We start from the raw sequence: 15,860 nt of genomic DNA on the forward strand, positions 1-15,860 counted from the left end.
TACCAATGACAACCACACGCAGGGCCTTTGTGGCCATGTCCTCGGCAGCCTTGGCGCTGCCCTTTCTGAACACCCGCAGCATCGCGGCTCAGAACATCTCGATTCAGATCGGGTCGAGCCACCCGACCAACAATATCTGGGTCTACGCCATGCAGAACGCACTGCAACCGGCGCTCGAAAAGCTGCTGGCGGATGCGGGCGGCGAGTATTCCGTGAGCTGGAACGAGAATTACGGCGGCACGCTCTACAAGTTCAAGGATACCCGCACGGCGGTGCGCGACGGCATCGTCGATGTGGGCATGGTGGGGACGGTCTGGGAAGGCTCGGCGATGCCGCTGCAGAACGTGACCTATTTCACCCCCTTCGCGAATGTCGATCATAACGTCACCATCGACATCTTCGACAAGCTGACCGACGAGCTGCCGGAGCTGCGCGCAGGGTGGACCGACCAGAATATGGTGCATCTGTCCTCGCTGGTAACCGACAGCTACGACGTCTACGCCAAATTCCCCATCACCTCGGTCGATGACATCCGGAACCGCCGCCTCAACGCGCCGGGCACCTCGGCCAACTGGCTGGCGGAGACCGGTTGCACGCCGGTGGATGGCGCGCTGACCACCTATTACACCGATATCCAGACCGGCGTTTCCGAGGGCACGCTCTCCTTCGCCAGCGGCATCCAGCCCACACGGGTCTACGAGGTTGCGCCGCATCTGACCCGGGTCGGCTTCGGCTCGATGTATTTCGGCGGGATCGCGGTGAACAAGGGCTTCTACGACCGGCTGCCCGAGCCCGTGCAGGCCGCGCTGAAAGAGGCGGGACGTATCACCTCGCGTGCGCATGGCGACTACATCACGAAACGCACGACCGAGGCGATCACCGAGATGAAGGGCGCTGGGCTGCAGATCACCGAAATGGCTCCCGCAGAGCGCGAACGCTGGGCCGAGACGCTCCCCGACGTCGCGAAGCCCTGGCTTGAGGCCAATGGTGCGGCGGCGGCAACGGTGGCCAAAGCGTATTTTGGCGAACTGGAAGCGCGTGGCATCAAACCTGCCCGCGACTGGACCGCCGGGATCTGAAGCCATGGCTTCGATCCCGCGCGCAACTGAGGGAGCCTCTATGCAACGCGCCAGTCTCCTGGCTACCAGCCTGCCCGCGCTTCGGCGCGGGCTCCAGCTTGCCCTGAACGCGATGGCGGCGGTGGGCGTGCTGTGGATTTTTGCCATCATGCTGCTGATCGTCGCCGACGTGGTCGGTCGCAATTTTCTGGCCGCGCCGATCATCGGCGTCGCCGAGATCGCGGCCCGCTCGGTCGTGGCCATCGTCTTCCTGCTGCTGCCAGCTGCCGCGCTGAACGGCACCCTGATCCGGTCGGATTTCCTGATGCGTGGGCTCCAGCGCCTGTCGCCCCGGTCGGTGCGGCTACTGGACAGCCTGTTTACATTTGCCGGGGCGGTCATCTTCGGACTGGTGGCGCTGGCCGCTTGGCCCGATACGCATGACGCCTGGGTCAGCTCCGAGTTTTTCGGGGTGCGCGGCGTCTGGACGCTGCCGACCTTCCCCTTCCACCTGTTGGTGGTACTGGGGGCCTCTGTCACCAGTTTCGCCTGCATCTTTTCGGCCGTCGAGACCCTGCTGAACCGCCCGACTGAGGAGCACTTCTGACATGAGCAGCATCACCATAGGACTGATCCTCATTGGCGTGCTCTTCGCGCTCGTGCTCTTGGGGATGCGCATCGCCGTGGCGCTCCTGGTCGTGGCCTTTGCCGGGGTCTGGATCCTTCGCGGCAATTTCGACCTTTCCATGCGGCTCATGTCCATCGCCGCTTACAATGGCGTTGCCAACTATCTCTTCGCGACGATCCCGCTCTTTGTTCTGATGGGGCACCTCGTCAGCATCTCGAATGTGGGCAAGGATACGTTTGACGTCGCCGAGGCGCTGCTGCGCCGTCTGCTTGGCGGCCTTGGCATCGCCACCGTGGCGGCCAACACCGTCTTTGCCGCCGTGACCGGCGTTTCCATCGCTTCGGCGGCGGTCTTCACCAAGGTCGCCGTGCCTGAGATGACGCGCCACGGTTATTCGCCCTCGTTTTCCGCGGGCACCGTCGCGGGCAGTTCGGTTCTCGGGATGCTCATCCCACCGAGCCTGCTTCTGATCATCTATGGCGTGTTGGCCGAGCAATCCATCGGCCGGATGTTCATCGCGGGGCTGGTGCCTGGTGCGCTGTTGGCGACGGGCTTCGTGCTGTGGATCCTGTTGGCTGCGAAATTCGCGCCCGGCATCGTCTTTGCCGCCCCCAAAGCCCAAGAGACCGACCCCGAGGCGCAGACCTATGATGACCTGTCGACGGGAGAACTCCTGCGCAAGATCGTCCCGATCATCGTGCTGGTGACCTTCGTTCTCGGCGGTCTTTATTCCGGGTTCTTCACCCCGACGGAAGCCGGGGGCGTCGGAGCCTTCGCGGCGCTGATCATTGCGATCTTCCGGCGTAGCCTGAACCTGCGCGGTTGCTGGGCGGTGCTGAGCCAGACTGGCACCATCTCGGTCGGCATCCTCGCGCTGCTGGTGGCCGCTGGCTTCTACAGCCAGATGCTTGCCGTCGCAGGTATCCCGGCCGCTATCGGCGCCTTTGTGAGCGGCAGCGGCTTTGGCCCGGTCGGGTTCCTGATCGTCTATGTGCTGCTGGTGCTGCTTCTCGGTATGATCCTGGATAGCAGTTCGATCCTGCTGATCGTGGTTCCTATCGCAGCTCCGATCGCGCAGCACCTTGGTTACGACTTGATCCAGTTCGGCATCATCACGGTGATTGCGGTCGAGGTCGGGTTGCTCACACCGCCCTTCGGGATTTCGATCTTCACGGTGCATTCGACGCTTGGAGACCGGAGCGTCTCCCTGGAATCCATCTTTGCCGGTGCGCTGCCCTATGTCGGCGTGATGCTGGGTGTGCTGATCCTCGTGGCCTCCTTTCCAGTGCTGATTATCGGTTAAGAGATCCCAGGCGCTGTGATCGATCTACTCCTCTCTCTCGGGTCAAAGCGCGGCGCGTAGGTCCGGGAGAGAGCGCGAGATTTGAACCTGCGAAGCGAAACCGTCCGAAGACGTCGCGGCGTGTCGCGTTGGCCGCATGTAACGGAATTGGATGAGCTTCGTCGCAAGGAGGCGGGGCGACTTTGGGACGCCGATCCGAGTTCGAGATATGCAGAGAAACGGACACCTTTCTAAGAGGGTAAATGGCATGGATCAGTCAACGACAGTTCTATGCGAGACCGAATGGCCCTTGGCTCGGTTCTTGGGGCCGGGGCCAATGTGTCTGTGTTTCATCAGCCATGTCGAGGGGCCGTCATATCGCCCGCTCGGCTCTGGCATGGCAGTCGATGGTGCCGGGCGGCGGTTCGGCAATTTGTCGTCGGGATGTATCGACGAGGATGTCGCGCTTCACGCGGTGGAGGCGTTGAAAACCGGCGCTCCGACGGTGCTGCGTTACGGGCGCGGGTCGCCTTTCATGGATATTCAACTGCCTTGTGGGGGAGGGCTGGAAGTAACCTTGCTGCCAGCCCCGGATCGTGAGGTTCTGGACGTGGTGCATCGCCGTCTGGTCGCGCGTGAAAATGCGACGCTGACGGTGCTGCCGGATGGCCAGATCGAAAACGGCGCGACGCGCGGCGGTCTGACGATGACCTTGCGCCCCAAAGTGCGGGTTCTGGTCTTTGGCGACGGTCCCGAGCCTCGGGGCTTTTCCGCGCTTGCGCAGGCTGCGGGATTGCCGGTCACGCTATATGCCGGAGCCGAGGAGACGCGCGATGGCATTGCAGGCGCATGCGCGTTTCCCGGCAAGACCTGGCCCGATACGGCCCATGTCGATTATCGCACGGCCGTCACGCTTTTCTTCCACGACCATGAGCGCGAAACCGCACTTTTGACGCATGCCTTGGAGACTCGCGCTTTCTATATCGGGGCGCAGGGAAGCCTTCGGGCGCGTCAATTGCGCGAAGCGGCCTTGAGTGCCGCCGGGGTGGAGGACGCGGGAATTGCGCGGCTTGTCGAACCCTTCGGATATGTCGCACATGCCCGGTCCGCGCAGGAAATGGCCGCTGGTGTGCTTGCTCAGGTGATCGATCACGCCCGGCGCGTCTGACGTAGGCGCGGCGTGATCTCATGTTCCCTTCTCGGGGCTTTTTGGCGGAATTCCTCTCCGACATATTTGCGCCTGTCCTTAAGTTGGTTATAAAAAATGATGAAATAAAACAAATACTTGCCTCGAATTTACTTCCGTATGCGAGGCTTTCGTGCTACACATGGCTATACACAAGGCTCTTTACCGGAGATGTGCGATGAATATCACCAAGCGTGGCGACGTCTGGCATCTGCGTCGGCGGGTTCCCAAGGGATATGCCTCTGTCGATCCGCGCCGCGAGGTGGTGATCAGCCTTCGGACGGGGTCAGAGACGGTGGCGCGACAGAAGGCCCCGGTGCTTTGGGCCGAGCAGGTCGAGGTCTGGGAGGCGATGCTCGATGGCGACACGGAAGATGCGGAGGCGCGGTTTGCTGCGGCCAAGCGGTTTGCGAAGGCGCGCGGCTACCGATTTCTCGATGCGCGCAAGGTGGCGCGTCTGCCTGTGCAAGAGCTACTCGCGCGTATCGATCTGGTTGCCAGTGACGAGATGCGTGATCCGCTCGGGGCGGATTCCCTTCTTGGTGGGGCGGAGCTTCCGTTGATCACCGTATCGCGGGCGCTCGAGTTGTTCTGGGGGCTCGCGCGTGACAAAATCTTGGGCAAGAGCGCGGATCAGGTTCGGCGCTGGCGTTACCCGCATATCAAGGCGGTGCAGAATTTCATCGCGGTTGTCGGTGACAAGCCGCTTGCCGATCTCACGATCGACGATTTCCTAGATTTCCGCGATTGGTGGGCAGAGCGGATGGCATCCGAAGGGCTCACAGCGAATTCGGCGAACAAGGATCTGACGCATCTCGGTGCGGTGCTAAAGCGCGTGAACCGAGACAAGCGGCTCGGGCTCGAGCTGCCGCTTGATGATCTCGGTTTTCGACAGGGGAAGGCCGCGCGGCGGCCGTCTTTCTCGGACGACTGGGTGCGGGGCCGCTTGCTGGCCGTCGGTGCGCTCGATGGGCTGGAGCCGCAGGCGCGAGCGATCCTGCTGGTGATGGTGAATACGGGGCTGCGTCCGAGCGAAATCGCAGCGCTACGGCCCGAGGAGATCCGGCTCGAGGATCCGATCCCGCATTTACTCCTGCAGCCGATCGGTCGGGTTCTGAAGACGCAGAATGCGGAACGCGTCATGCCGCTGCACGGGGTGTCGCTCGATGCGATGCGGGCGTTTCCGGACGGGTTTTCGCGCTATCGCGAGAGCTCCACGACGCTGAGCGCCACGGTGAACAGCTACCTGCGGGATGCAGACCTCCTGGAGAGCGAGCGGCATTCTCTCTACAGCTTGCGGCACGCGTTTGAGGATCGGATGCTTGCTGCTGGGATCGATGAGCGAATCCGGCGGGACGTGATGGGGCATGCGTTGGGGCGCGAGCGCTATGGGGAAGGGGGGCGACTTGCGGTGATCGCAGGGCTCCTCGATCCGATCGCATTCTGAGCACGCTGCGGGGCCTGTTCCGCAATCGTGTTCTACTCGTCCTCAGAAAAAGTGGATGTCAGGAATTCTTTGCTTCGATGGCATCCCGATGAAAAGATTTCCCAACACAAAGAGCCGCGACCAAAATAGTCGCGGCTCTTCGTTTCCGTTAAGGGCTTTGAGATTTGCGCTGTTTTTCTTTAGAGAAAAGCCGCGCTCTTACCCTTTCGCGCCTTGCCCGCGCGCATAGACATCATCGTAGCGGATGATGTCATCCTCGCCGAGATAGCTGCCGGTTTGCACTTCGATCAGTGTCAGCGGCACCTTGCCGGGGTTTTCCATCCGGTGGACGGCACCAAGCGGGATGTAGACGGACTGGTTTTCGCTCACGAGCTTCACCTCGTCGTCGATCGTCACTTTCGCGGTGCCCTCGACGACGATCCAGTGTTCGGCGCGGTGGTGGTGGCTTTGCAGGCTCAGTGCTGCGCCGGGATGGACGTGGATCCGCTTCACCTGGAAGCGTTTGCCGATGACGAGGCTTTCATACCACCCCCAGGGGCGGAAGTCGCGGGGCAGGGTCTCGGCCTGGGTGGCGCCCTTGGCTTTGAGTTCGGCGACGGCTTTCTTCACGTCCTGCGCACGGTCCTTATGGGCGACGAGGACAGCATCGGGCATGGCGACCGCAATGATATCTTCAAGCCCGATCCCGACCAGTTCCTGAGCGTTATCGGTTGAATGCAGAAGCGTGTCGCGACAGTCGATTGCGGTGGCGGGGCCGGTCGCGACGATGCCATGCTCGTCGGGGTTCTGCTCACGCCAGACAGCCTGCCAGTCGCCGAGATCCGACCATGCGCCGCCATAGGGCACGACGGTCAGGTTGTCGGCGCGTTCCATCACCGCGTAGTCGATCGAGATGTCTTCGAGCTGCGCCCAAGGCTCGGGCGCGAGCCGGGTGAACGCTAGGTCACGCTCCGCTGCTTCGACGGCAGCTTTGGCCTGCGCGAGCGTCTCGGGGGCGTGTCGTGCGAAGGCCTCAAGGATCGCCGAGGTCGAGAAAAGGAAGAGGCCCGCATTCCAGAGATGCATACCGTTCTCGAGCAGCGCCTCGGCTTCCGCCAGATTGGGCTTCTCGACGAAGGATTTCAGCGGCTGCGGGGTCGCGGAGAATTCCGCGTCCGGGGCTTCGCTCAACTCCAACCAGCCGTAGCCGGTCTCGGGTCGATCGGGACGGATGCCGAAGGTGACCAGCTGTCCGGCCTCGGCCGCCGGGGCGGCCGTCTCGACCGCCGCGCGGAAGCGCGCAGGATCTGGGATGACGTGATCGGAGGGCGCTATCAGCATCAGTGCGCCGGGTTCGCGGGCCTCGAGGACGAGAGCGCCCGCGCAGATAGCCGCGGCGGTGTTTCGGGCGGACGGCTCGATCAGGATATCGGCGGGGGCGATTTCGAGCGCGGCCAGTTGTTCGATCACCACGAAGCGGAAATCCGCGCCGGTGATTACCGAAGGCGCGGCGAAGCCGTCGCCCGCGAGCCGTTTGGCCGAAGCCTGGAACAGGCTCTCCTCGCCCATCAGGTTGACGAACTGCTTGGGGTAGCTCTTTCGCGAGAGCGGCCAGAGCCGCGTGCCCGAGCCGCCACAGAGGAGGACGGGGTGGATCGTCTTGCTCATGATCTCTCTCTCACGTCCTGGCGGTGTCGGCATTATCGATGAACCAGCGATAGGTCTCGGCGATCCCGTCTTCGAGGTCGATACGCGCCTGCCAGCCCATCGCTTTCAGGCGGCTGACATCCATCAGCTTGCGCATCGTTCCATCCGGCTTCGACGGGTCGGTAGTGATCCGGCCCTCAAAACCGGTCACCTTCGCGACCATCTGCGCCAGCTTCAGGATCGAGATGTCGCTCCCCGAGCCCACGTTGATATGGCTCAGCATCGGATCGGTATTCGTGTCATACTCCGCCTTGGGAAGGTCGAGCACGAAGAGCGAGGCCTCGGCCATGTCATCGACATGCAGGAACTCACGCCGCGGCGTGCCGGTGCCCCAGATCGTGACCTCCTCTAACCCGTCGCACGCCGCCTCGTGGAAGCGCCGGATCAGCGCGGGCAGCACATGACTGTTCTGGGGATGGAAGTTGTCGCCCGGCCCGTAGAGATTCGTCGGCATGACCGAGCGGTAGTCCACGCCATGTTGGCGGTTGTAGCTCTCGCAAAGCTTGATCCCGGCGATCTTCGCGATCGCATAGGGCTCGTTCGTAGGCTCCAAGGGCCCGGTCAGCAGTGCATCCTCCGCCATCGGCTGCGGGGCGGCTTTCGGGTAGATGCAGGACGAGCCGAGCTGCAGGAGCTTCGTGACCCCGGCGGCGAAGGCTTGATGGATCACGTTGGCCTCGATCATCAGGTTTTCGTAGATGAATTCCGCCGGATAAGTGTTGTTGGCATGGATTCCGCCGACTTTCGCGGCTGCGAGGATCACCACGTCGGGGCGCTCGGTCTGCATGAAGTCGCGCACCGCCGCCTGATCGGTCAGATCGAGTTCAGAATGCGTGCGGGTGATCAGCTCCAGCGTCTCGCCCTTGGTCTTGCACGTCTCCAACTGGCGCAGGATCGCGCCGCCCACCATGCCGCGATGGCCTGCAATATAAATCTTGGTCATCGGATCGCCTCAGCCTTCGAGCGAGACCGGCAGGTCCAGCCCGTGTTCCTTGAGGAGCGCGTAACGCCGCGCGGCCTTGTGGTCCTCTGCGACCATCTCGGCACACATTTCCTGCGCGGTGATCTCGGGCACCCAACCGAGCTTTTCCTTGGCTTTGGTCGGGTCACCCAGCAGCGTGTCCACCTCGGCGGGACGGAAATAGCGCGGGTCGATCCGCATCACGACGTCGCCGACCTTCAGCGCGGGTGCCTTGTCGCCTTTGACAGATGCAACGGTCGCGATCTCCTCGGTGCCGGAGCCCGAGAATTCCAGCTCGATCCCGAGCTCGCGCGCCGTCCAGGTGATGAACTCGCGCACGGAATACTGCTTGCCGGTGGCGATCACGAAATCTTCCGGCGCGTCCTGCTGGAGCATCATCCACTGCATGCGAACGTAGTCCTTGGCGTGGCCCCAGTCGCGCAAGCTATCGATGTTGCCCATGTAGAGGCACGGCTCCAAGCCCAAAGCAATGTTCGACAAGCCGCGCGTGATCTTGCGCGTCACAAAGGTTTCGCCGCGCCGCGGGCTCTCGTGATTGAACAGGATCCCGTTACAGGCATACATCCCATAGGCCTCACGGTAGTTCACCGCGATCCAGTAGGCGTAAAGCTTGGCCACCCCATAAGGCGAGCGCGGGTGGAAAGGGGTGGTTTCCTTTTGCGGGGTTTCCTGGACGAGACCGTAGAGTTCGGAGGTCGATGCCTGATAAAAGCGGGTTGTCTTCTCGAGCCCCAGAAACCGGATCGCTTCCAAGAGCCGCAATGTGCCAATGGCGTCGACATCGGCGGTGTATTCCGGAGCCTCAAACGAGACCGCGACGTGGCTCTGTGCGCCGAGATTGTAGACCTCGTCCGGCTCGATATCGCGGATCAGACGCGTTAGGTTCGACGTGTCCGACAGATCACCGTAATGTAGTTTCATCTGGGCGTGGTTGCTGTGCGGATCCTCGTAAATATGGTCGATCCGCTGGGTGTTGAAGAGCGAGGCGCGGCGCTTAATGCCGTGGACCTCGTAACCCTTTCCCAACAAGAGTTCTGCAAGGTAGGAGCCATCTTGACCGGTGATGCCTGTGATGAGGGCTTTTTTCATAAACCTTCCTTTGGGTTGTTTTGTTCGGACTAAAGGGCGTTGTCGGCGAACGAATTGATTTAGCCACTAAGAGTGCTTGATTAAAAAAAACCAGTAGGTCTTTTCCCGAAAAAACTGGTGTCGACAGTGAAAGTCGCCAACCGAGTGCCGCGCCTACAGGAACCGATGAATTTTTTTTCGGGGAAAATGATGTCATAACAAGATTTAGAATAGGCTCGAAGTTTTAGGTCTAAATCGTTTGCCGGAAGAGGTGGTGCGAGCATTGCTACCGTCCTTGCCCGCCGGTGGCAGTGCCTTTAGGCGATGGTGGCTGAACTTGCTTTCGGGGATGAGTGCTGACGCGGGTTTACGGCCGAAATGTCGCTCGCATGAGGCGGTGATTGTACAATTACGACTGAGATTTAGGTGCGCCGCAATAAAGAAAGCGCAGAAAAAAGAGGCAAGCTGCAATATTGAGCTTGCCGCTGCCTTGGTAGATTGTCCGTGTCAATCACGGTTCCGCAATTTCGCATAGATACCTTCCGTAAGCGTTCTTGCCGAATTTCTTCGCACGGTCGGCCAGTTCCTGACTGCAGATCCATCCCTTCTCGAAGGCGATCTCGTCGGGCGAACCGCTTTGCAGGCCTTGCCGCTCCTCCAGCGTGCGCACGAAATTCCCCGCATCGAGCAGGCTGCCATGCGTTCCGGTGTCGAGCCAAGCAAAGCCGCGGCCCATCTGGGTGACCGAGAGCGCGCCGTCATGCAGGTAGGTTTCGAGAAGTGTCGTGATCTCCAACTCGCCACGCGCCGAAGGTGTGATCGTCTTGGCACGTTCGGGCGCGGTTTCGTCGAGGAAGTAGAGCCCCGTCACCGCGAATTGCGACGGCGGCACTTCGGGCTTCTCGATAATCGAACGCACGGTGCCGCTCTCGTCGAAATCCACCACGCCATACCGCTCCGGATCGCGCACGCGATAGCCGAAGACGGTGCCGCCGCGCTCCGTCGCATTCGCCGCTTTGAGGATCTCGCCGAGCCCCGCGCCGAAGAAGATGTTGTCGCCCAGAACCATCGCCGAAGGGCTGCCGGCGAGGAACTCCTCGGCCAGCAGATAGGCCTGCGCCAGACCGTCGGGCGAGGGCTGCGTTATATAGGTCAGGCTCAGCCCCCATTGGCTGCCATCGCCGAGGGTGCGGATGAACTGCTCCTGATCATGCGGCGTCGTGATCACCGCGATCTCGCGGATGCCTGCCAGCATCAGCGTCGTCAGCGGGTAGTAGATCATCGGCTTGTCATAGACCGGCAGAAGCTGCTTCGAAACGCCCATCGTGATCGGATAGAGCCGCGTGCCCGAGCCGCCCGCCAGAATAATGCCTTTGCGATTAGTCATACCGCTCCCAATTCAATTAACACTTCATTCAATCCCGATCTCCAATCGGGTCTGTTCAGGCCGAACACGGCCAGATCGCTGCAGTCGAGCCGCGAGTTGAGCGGCCGTTTCGCAGGCGTCGGATAGTCGGCGCTGGGAATGTCCTCCACCGTCACGCCGCGCCCGGCCCGCGCGAATATCTCCCGCGCGAAGCCTGCCCAGCTTACATCGGGAGAGCCTGAGAAATGGTAAACGCCGCTTTTTTCGGGCGTGCGCTGCAGTTCCTTTGCGATGGTCAGGCAAGCCTCGGCGATGGCCTTGGCCGGTGTCGGTCCACCGATCTGGTCGGCGACGATCGTCAGGTGATCGCGGCTCTCGGACAGGCGCAGCATCGTCTTCACGAAATTCCCGCCATGTGCCGAGAAGACCCAGCTGGTGCGCAGGATGGCGAAGGTGCCACCCGTCGCCCGGATCGCCTGTTCTCCGGCGAGCTTGGTCCGGCCATAGGCACCCAGCGGTGCAGTCGGATCGGTCGGCTTGAACGGCGTCTGGCCCGAACCGTCGAAGACGTAATCGGTGGAGATGTGAACGAAGGGAATGCCGAGGTCGCGGCAGGCTTCGGCCATCGCCGCGGGCGCGTCGCCATTGACCGCCTGCGCGAGCGCCTCTTCTTCTTCGGCCTTGTCGACAGCCGTATAGGCGGCGGCGTTGATCACGGCCTCGGGCTTGGCCTCCCGGATCGCCTGTGCAGCGGCACCGGGATCACGCAAATCGACCCTATTCCGGCCCAAAAACACCGCATCGGGCACGAGGCGCTGTAACTCCAGCGCGACTTGGCCGGTCTGTCCGAAGACGAGGATCATGCCTTGCCCAGCCTTTCGCCGACACCGTGCCGCTCCAGCAGCGGGCGCCACCAATCCTCGTTCTCGAGATACCAGCGCACCGTGCGCTCGAGCCCTTCCTCGACCGTCACGCTCGGACGCCAGCCCAGCTCCTCGCGGATGCGGGTCGGGTCGATCGCGTAGCGCGCATCGTGGCCGGGGCGGTCGGTGACGAAAGTGATCAGATCGGCGTAAGGCGTCTCGCCCGGACGCAGCTTGTCGAGAATGGTGCAGATCGTCTGGACCAACTCGAGGTTCGACCGCTCGTTCTCACCGCCGATATTGTAGCTTCGGCCCAAGGCACCCTTCTCCAGCACCAGAAGCAGCGCGTCAGCGTGATCCTCGACATAGAGCCAATCGCGCACGTTGGACCCGTCGCCATAGATCGGCAGCGGCTTTCCCGCGAGCGCGTTCAGGATCACGACCGGGATCAGCTTTTCCGGGAAGTGGTAGGGGCCGTAATTGTTCGAGCAGTTCGTGAGCACGACCGGCAGCCCATAGGTCTCATGCCAGGCGCGCACGAGATGGTCCGAGCCCGCTTTCGAGGCGGAATAGGGACTGTTCGGCGCATAGGGCGTCTCTTCGGTGAACTGGCCCGTGGGGCCAAGCGTGCCATAGACCTCGTCGGTCGAGATGTGATGGAAGCGGAAGCTCTCGGGGCGACCTTCACCCTCCCAGTAGGCACGCGCCGCCTGCAGCATGTTGTAGGTGCCCATCACGTTCGTCTCGATGAAGGCTCCCGGACCGTCGATCGAGCGGTCGACATGGCTTTCGGCCGCGAGATGCATCACCGCGTCAGGCTTGTGGCGCGCGAAGATCGCCGTCAGCGCCTCAGGATCGCGGATATCGGCCTGCTCGAAGGCGTAGAGCGGGCTGTTGGCGACGGGCGCGACATTCTCGAGGCAGGCGGCATAGGTCAGCGCGTCGAGGTTGACGACCTCATGGCCGCGCGAGACGGCGAGACGGACGACTGCGGAGCCGATGAACCCGGCACCGCCGGTGACGAGGATCTTCATGCTGCGCCCTCCCAGGTGAAGGGGCTATTGAGCGCGGCAAACAGGGGTGCTTCGGCATCCTTTCCGGACAAAACAGGCTCTATTCCTGCGGAAAGCGGCCAGTCGATGCCCAGATCCGGATCGTCCCAGCGGATCGCGCCTTCGCATTCGGGCGCGTAGTAATCCGAACATTTGTAGACGATCTCGGTCCCCGGCTCGAGCGTGACGAACCCATGTGCGAAGCCTGCAGGGATCAGAAGCTGCTTGCCGGTCTCGAAGCTCAGCTCGGTGCCGAACCACTGGCCGTAGGTCGGGCTGCCCTTGCGGATATCGACGGCGACATCCCAGAGCCGCCCACGCCCACAGCGCACGAGCTTCGCCTGCGCATGGGGCGGGGCTTGAAAATGCAACCCGCGCACGGTGCCGACAGCCTCGGAGACCGAATGGTTGTCCTGCACGAAGCCGATATCGATCCCGGCCTCGGCAAATCGCTTCGCCGAATAGCTCTCGGAGAAAAATCCACGGTGATCGCCGAATCGCTTGGGAGTGATCACATTCAAGTCTCGGATTGGCGTGGGGCTAATAAACATGGCTCGCTACTTCGTTGGGATTTTGGGGCATTTGCCAAGAATACTGTGTCGCATCAGCCTCGCAGGACTAAACGATAGAACTGCGCTCTAGCGGGCGCTGGCAAAAGGAAGATAATTGAGCGAGCTAGACCGTGGACAATTGCATACGGCCAAGATTTTAAGCCGCAACGGACTAGGTGCTGCTGGAGTTGAAACTCGGCCAAAGCATATCGTGTCCCGCCCCGGCGGCGATACATATCGTGCCCAGTTGTTGCGTCCACTAAAATCTCGGGGAGGTTCTCCACTCGCGCTCCGGCTTTCAGCAAGCTCGCCCACAGTGCATAATCTTCCTTGAGATGGATATTAGGATAGCCCCCTACTTCACGCGTAGGCGCGGTGCGATAGGCGACGGTCATATGGTTGAACGGATTGCGTTTGCGGGCAAATTTGCGAATGTTCTCGGGCCCCTCGGTCGTGCGCCGGACTGCCATCGGCGCGTCGTCGAAGTCGATCTCTTGTATTGCCCCGCCGAGCAGGTCGATCGGAGATGACGTTGCGTTGATGGCGGCGGCCTGCTTGGCAAAGCGATCAGGACGATTAATGTCATCTGAATCAGCCCGCACTACCCATTCGGTTTCGACCAGTGCCAAGCCAGCATTCAAAGCCATGGCCAGGCCCCGGTTCTCGGGCAGGCGATGCACCCGGACGCAGAGCTCCGTGGCCTGCAGCTTGTCGATTTGCGTTTCGAGCGCGTCCGGGACCGGTCCGTCCACGACCAAGAGCATCTGATCGGGCGGAAGACTGTTGGCGAATACGCTTTCGAGGGCGCGGGTGAACCGCTCCGGGTCATCGCCCCCGTAGACAGCCATGAGAACCGTGAAACCACCCTCGAATCCCTTGGGCAAGCCATGGGCGGCGGTCGGTCCCGATTTCATATCATTCATATCAGAGGCGCTCCCATTCCTGCGGCACGATATTCGACGCATCCAGTGACGGATCAGCAAACCACTGTCTGGGCGCGATGATCCGCTTGTGCGGTTTCGGATTTAGCCATGCGGCCCACCAGCTGAAGGAGCTGTTGGCAATGATCTGGTGATCGCACAGGGCCATCATCTGCATGTCCCGATAGCTTTGCTGTCCGCCGTTGTGGCGAACGCATTCGCTGTCCGGCAGGTTATTCAATATCTGTTGCTCCACCCAGTCGGGATCGTCGGAAAAGGCGAACAGCTTCGCTTCGGGGTGCTGGGCCTGGAGTCGGGCGATTGCCTCGCGGTAATATCCGGGGTTGCATAGCCCGTGCAGCGCCAGAACCTTGGCATTGTTGAGATAGTCGCCGCGGCGCACATGCAGGCCGATGGCCGGGCCGGCGGCGATGCGTGCGGCAAGGGCTTGGTTCTCCGGCTCGAGCGGAACGGAGAACCGGAAGGCATCGCGAATTGCCGCGGCATGGGCATTGAAGTAGCGCTCGCTTTGCCAATAGCCGTGCAGGTAGCCGCCATCGCCCAGCCGCGCGCGGAGGTCCGGGCGGTGGGAAAAGCCCTTCTCGGCAACGAATTTGCAACCCCGCAGCGGCGCGGCGGCGGGACGGGCCAGCAGCCGCCGCATGGTGGTGCCGCTGCGCCAGCCGCCGATGACGCCGGCAAGATCGGCTTGCGTCGCCCGTGGCAGCGCGATGCCGAAGACGCTTTCCAGGGCCAAGGCGCGGTCGGCCGCATAGGCCGAGAAACCGTCGACGCAGAAGCGTAGCTCTTGCCCGGTCTCGCGCGCCAGCGCGGTGGCGCAGGCATATTGGAACATTTGGTTGCCTAGGCCACCAATCAGATTGGCAAGGATCATCGGGAACTCCTCGGTTTCAATCGAACCAGGCGCGTCCAGGCGCGCTCCACGATGCGCAGCGAGAGCCATAGGACCTGCTCGACCGCGCGCAGGGCGCCGCCGACCGGGGCGCCGAGCCAGAGCCGGTCGCGGGGGAAGCGGGGCCGGAGCGCCACGCGTTCAGCAGCGTCGATATGATGAAGCTCGCTGCTCAGAGACGCCGTGATCGTGCCGTCGCTTCGTTGTACCGAACCGACTTCCAAGCCAGCCAGCCTCTGCCATTTCAGTCTGGCTCTGCAAAGCCGAACGTAGAGCTCGACATCGATCAGCCAGCGCAGCGACGGGTCGAAACGCGGAAAATACTCGCGTCGGACCACCAGCGAGGCGGTCGGCCCGATGACATTGCGCCGGAACAGGTAGCCCGGAGCGTATCGCACCACGCTCCAACGCAGCCAGGCCGGAACGTGGCGGCGCAGCGGCCGCAATGCACCGTCGAGCAGGACGACATCGAGCAGCAAAACATCCGGCGCGGTTCTATCCATCAGGGCAGTCCGAAGCCGGCTGCAGAACTCCGGCCCCAGCGGCATCTCGTCATGATGCATGAGCAGGCAGTAACGGCCGCGCGCTGCGTCGAGCAGCGCATTCCAGTTGTTGCCCGCCCCCAGCGGCCCGCCCAGTGCGGACGGATTGTGATGGTATCGCATGCCCGGCCATCGGCTTGCATGCTCCTCTATCAGACCGGCCATGTCTGGGGCTGGGGAATCGTCGAAGATCAACAACTCGACATCCGGCGACAACGGTTCCAGCGCCTGCAGGATACGCTCCACACCCTCGGAATACTCATAGGCGGGGATGAGGACGCTGAGAAGCGGCGCGTCGGTCACGCGGCAAGCCCTG

The 15,860-nt window shown here is 62.2% G+C and carries 15 protein-coding genes; 5 read left to right on the forward strand and 10 right to left on the reverse strand.

Features of this window, described 5'->3' with window-relative positions; genetic code table 11:
- The first annotated feature begins 5 nt into the window (after window positions 1–5).
- From AXZ77_RS03090 to AXZ77_RS03110, 5 genes are all read left to right on the forward strand, one after another.
- A complete protein-coding gene (locus tag AXZ77_RS03090) occupies window positions 6–1,079 on the forward strand; it encodes a C4-dicarboxylate TRAP transporter substrate-binding protein (RefSeq protein ID WP_078601945.1) in 1,074 nt (357 codons plus the stop codon).
- A gap of 40 nt (window positions 1,080–1,119) precedes the next feature.
- On the forward strand, window positions 1,120–1,665 hold the full coding sequence (locus AXZ77_RS03095) for a TRAP transporter small permease subunit (protein WP_176535944.1): 546 nt from the start codon (window positions 1,120–1,122) through the stop codon (window positions 1,663–1,665).
- A 1-nt stretch (window position 1,666) separates the two neighbouring features.
- Window positions 1,667–2,989 (forward strand): TRAP transporter large permease, encoded by a 1,323-nt coding sequence (locus AXZ77_RS03100; protein WP_098409984.1) that lies wholly within the window; start codon window positions 1,667–1,669, stop codon window positions 2,987–2,989.
- 151 nt (window positions 2,990–3,140) lie between these two features.
- Window positions 3,141–4,136, forward strand: coding sequence for an XdhC family protein (locus tag AXZ77_RS03105; RefSeq protein ID WP_098409985.1), 996 nt, complete (start codon window positions 3,141–3,143; stop codon window positions 4,134–4,136).
- Window positions 4,137–4,332: 196 nt separating this feature from the next.
- Complete coding sequence (locus AXZ77_RS03110) at window positions 4,333–5,601, forward strand: DUF6538 domain-containing protein (RefSeq protein ID WP_098409986.1); 1,269 nt, start codon at window positions 4,333–4,335, stop codon at window positions 5,599–5,601.
- Between the two features lie 198 nt (window positions 5,602–5,799).
- Here the strand turns inward: AXZ77_RS03110 and AXZ77_RS03115 are convergent, their stop codons facing one another.
- The 10 genes from AXZ77_RS03115 to AXZ77_RS03160 form a co-directional block, all read right to left on the reverse strand.
- Entirely contained in the window at window positions 5,800–7,248 is a 1,449-nt protein-coding gene (locus AXZ77_RS03115; RefSeq protein ID WP_098409987.1) for a mannose-1-phosphate guanylyltransferase/mannose-6-phosphate isomerase, read from the reverse strand.
- A gap of 10 nt (window positions 7,249–7,258) precedes the next feature.
- Window positions 7,259–8,230: a GDP-L-fucose synthase gene (locus tag AXZ77_RS03120; RefSeq protein WP_098409988.1), complete on the reverse strand. Its 972-nt coding sequence runs from the start codon at window positions 8,228–8,230 to the stop codon at window positions 7,259–7,261.
- A gap of 9 nt (window positions 8,231–8,239) precedes the next feature.
- On the reverse strand, window positions 8,240–9,358 hold the full coding sequence (gene gmd, locus AXZ77_RS03125) for a GDP-mannose 4,6-dehydratase (protein WP_098409989.1): 1,119 nt from the start codon (window positions 9,356–9,358) through the stop codon (window positions 8,240–8,242).
- Between the two features lie 490 nt (window positions 9,359–9,848).
- Window positions 9,849–10,724 carry a glucose-1-phosphate thymidylyltransferase RfbA gene (gene rfbA / locus AXZ77_RS03130; protein WP_098409990.1) on the reverse strand — a complete coding sequence of 292 codons (876 nt, stop codon included), beginning with the start codon at window positions 10,722–10,724 and terminating at the stop codon, window positions 9,849–9,851.
- Window positions 10,721–11,566, reverse strand: a complete 846-nt coding sequence (gene rfbD / locus AXZ77_RS03135; protein WP_098409991.1) for a dTDP-4-dehydrorhamnose reductase — start codon at window positions 11,564–11,566, stop codon at window positions 10,721–10,723. The genes rfbA and rfbD overlap by 4 nt, the downstream gene beginning before the upstream one ends.
- The gene (gene rfbB, locus AXZ77_RS03140) at window positions 11,563–12,600 is read right to left on the reverse strand and encodes a dTDP-glucose 4,6-dehydratase (RefSeq protein WP_098409992.1); all 1,038 of its coding nucleotides are present in this window, start codon (window positions 12,598–12,600) and stop codon (window positions 11,563–11,565) included. The genes rfbD and rfbB overlap by 4 nt, the downstream gene beginning before the upstream one ends.
- Window positions 12,597–13,169, reverse strand: coding sequence for a dTDP-4-dehydrorhamnose 3,5-epimerase (rfbC, locus tag AXZ77_RS03145; protein ID WP_098409993.1), 573 nt, complete (start codon window positions 13,167–13,169; stop codon window positions 12,597–12,599). Before rfbC ends, rfbB begins: the two co-directional genes overlap by 4 nt.
- A gap of 53 nt (window positions 13,170–13,222) precedes the next feature.
- Window positions 13,223–14,092, reverse strand: coding sequence for a glycosyltransferase (locus AXZ77_RS03150; RefSeq protein WP_176535945.1), 870 nt, complete (start codon window positions 14,090–14,092; stop codon window positions 13,223–13,225).
- Window position 14,093: 1 nt separating this feature from the next.
- Window positions 14,094–14,984 carry an alpha-1,2-fucosyltransferase gene (locus tag AXZ77_RS03155; RefSeq protein WP_176535946.1) on the reverse strand — a complete coding sequence of 297 codons (891 nt, stop codon included), beginning with the start codon at window positions 14,982–14,984 and terminating at the stop codon, window positions 14,094–14,096.
- Window positions 14,981–15,847 (reverse strand): glycosyltransferase family A protein, encoded by an 867-nt coding sequence (locus tag AXZ77_RS03160; RefSeq protein WP_141536210.1) that lies wholly within the window; start codon window positions 15,845–15,847, stop codon window positions 14,981–14,983. The genes AXZ77_RS03155 and AXZ77_RS03160 overlap by 4 nt, the downstream gene beginning before the upstream one ends.
- Between the last annotated feature and the right edge of the window lie 13 nt (window positions 15,848–15,860).

This window comes from Thioclava sp. ES.031, from assembly GCF_002563775.1.
In the GTDB taxonomy this organism is placed as follows: Bacteria; Pseudomonadota; Alphaproteobacteria; order Rhodobacterales; family Rhodobacteraceae; genus Thioclava.

Coding starts and splice junctions, on each gene's coding strand:
- AXZ77_RS03155 (WP_176535946.1), bottom strand. CDS start 14,984: ATGATCCTTGCCAATCTGATTGGTGGCCTAGGCAACCAAATGTTCCAA.
- rfbD (WP_098409991.1), bottom strand. CDS start 11,566: ATGATCCTCGTCTTCGGACAGACCGGCCAAGTCGCGCTGGAGTTACAG.
- AXZ77_RS03115 (WP_098409987.1), bottom strand. CDS start 7,248: ATGAGCAAGACGATCCACCCCGTCCTCCTCTGTGGCGGCTCGGGCACG.
- AXZ77_RS03090 (WP_078601945.1), top strand. CDS start 6: ATGACAACCACACGCAGGGCCTTTGTGGCCATGTCCTCGGCAGCCTTG.
- rfbB (WP_098409992.1), bottom strand. CDS start 12,600: ATGAAGATCCTCGTCACCGGCGGTGCCGGGTTCATCGGCTCCGCAGTC.
- AXZ77_RS03100 (WP_098409984.1), top strand. CDS start 1,667: ATGAGCAGCATCACCATAGGACTGATCCTCATTGGCGTGCTCTTCGCG.
- AXZ77_RS03150 (WP_176535945.1), bottom strand. CDS start 14,092: ATGAATGATATGAAATCGGGACCGACCGCCGCCCATGGCTTGCCCAAG.
- AXZ77_RS03110 (WP_098409986.1), top strand. CDS start 4,333: ATGAATATCACCAAGCGTGGCGACGTCTGGCATCTGCGTCGGCGGGTT.
- AXZ77_RS03120 (WP_098409988.1), bottom strand. CDS start 8,230: ATGACCAAGATTTATATTGCAGGCCATCGCGGCATGGTGGGCGGCGCG.
- rfbC (WP_098409993.1), bottom strand. CDS start 13,169: ATGTTTATTAGCCCCACGCCAATCCGAGACTTGAATGTGATCACTCCC.
- AXZ77_RS03095 (WP_176535944.1), top strand. CDS start 1,120: ATGCAACGCGCCAGTCTCCTGGCTACCAGCCTGCCCGCGCTTCGGCGC.
- AXZ77_RS03105 (WP_098409985.1), top strand. CDS start 3,141: ATGAGCTTCGTCGCAAGGAGGCGGGGCGACTTTGGGACGCCGATCCGA.
- gmd (WP_098409989.1), bottom strand. CDS start 9,358: ATGAAAAAAGCCCTCATCACAGGCATCACCGGTCAAGATGGCTCCTAC.
- rfbA (WP_098409990.1), bottom strand. CDS start 10,724: ATGACTAATCGCAAAGGCATTATTCTGGCGGGCGGCTCGGGCACGCGG.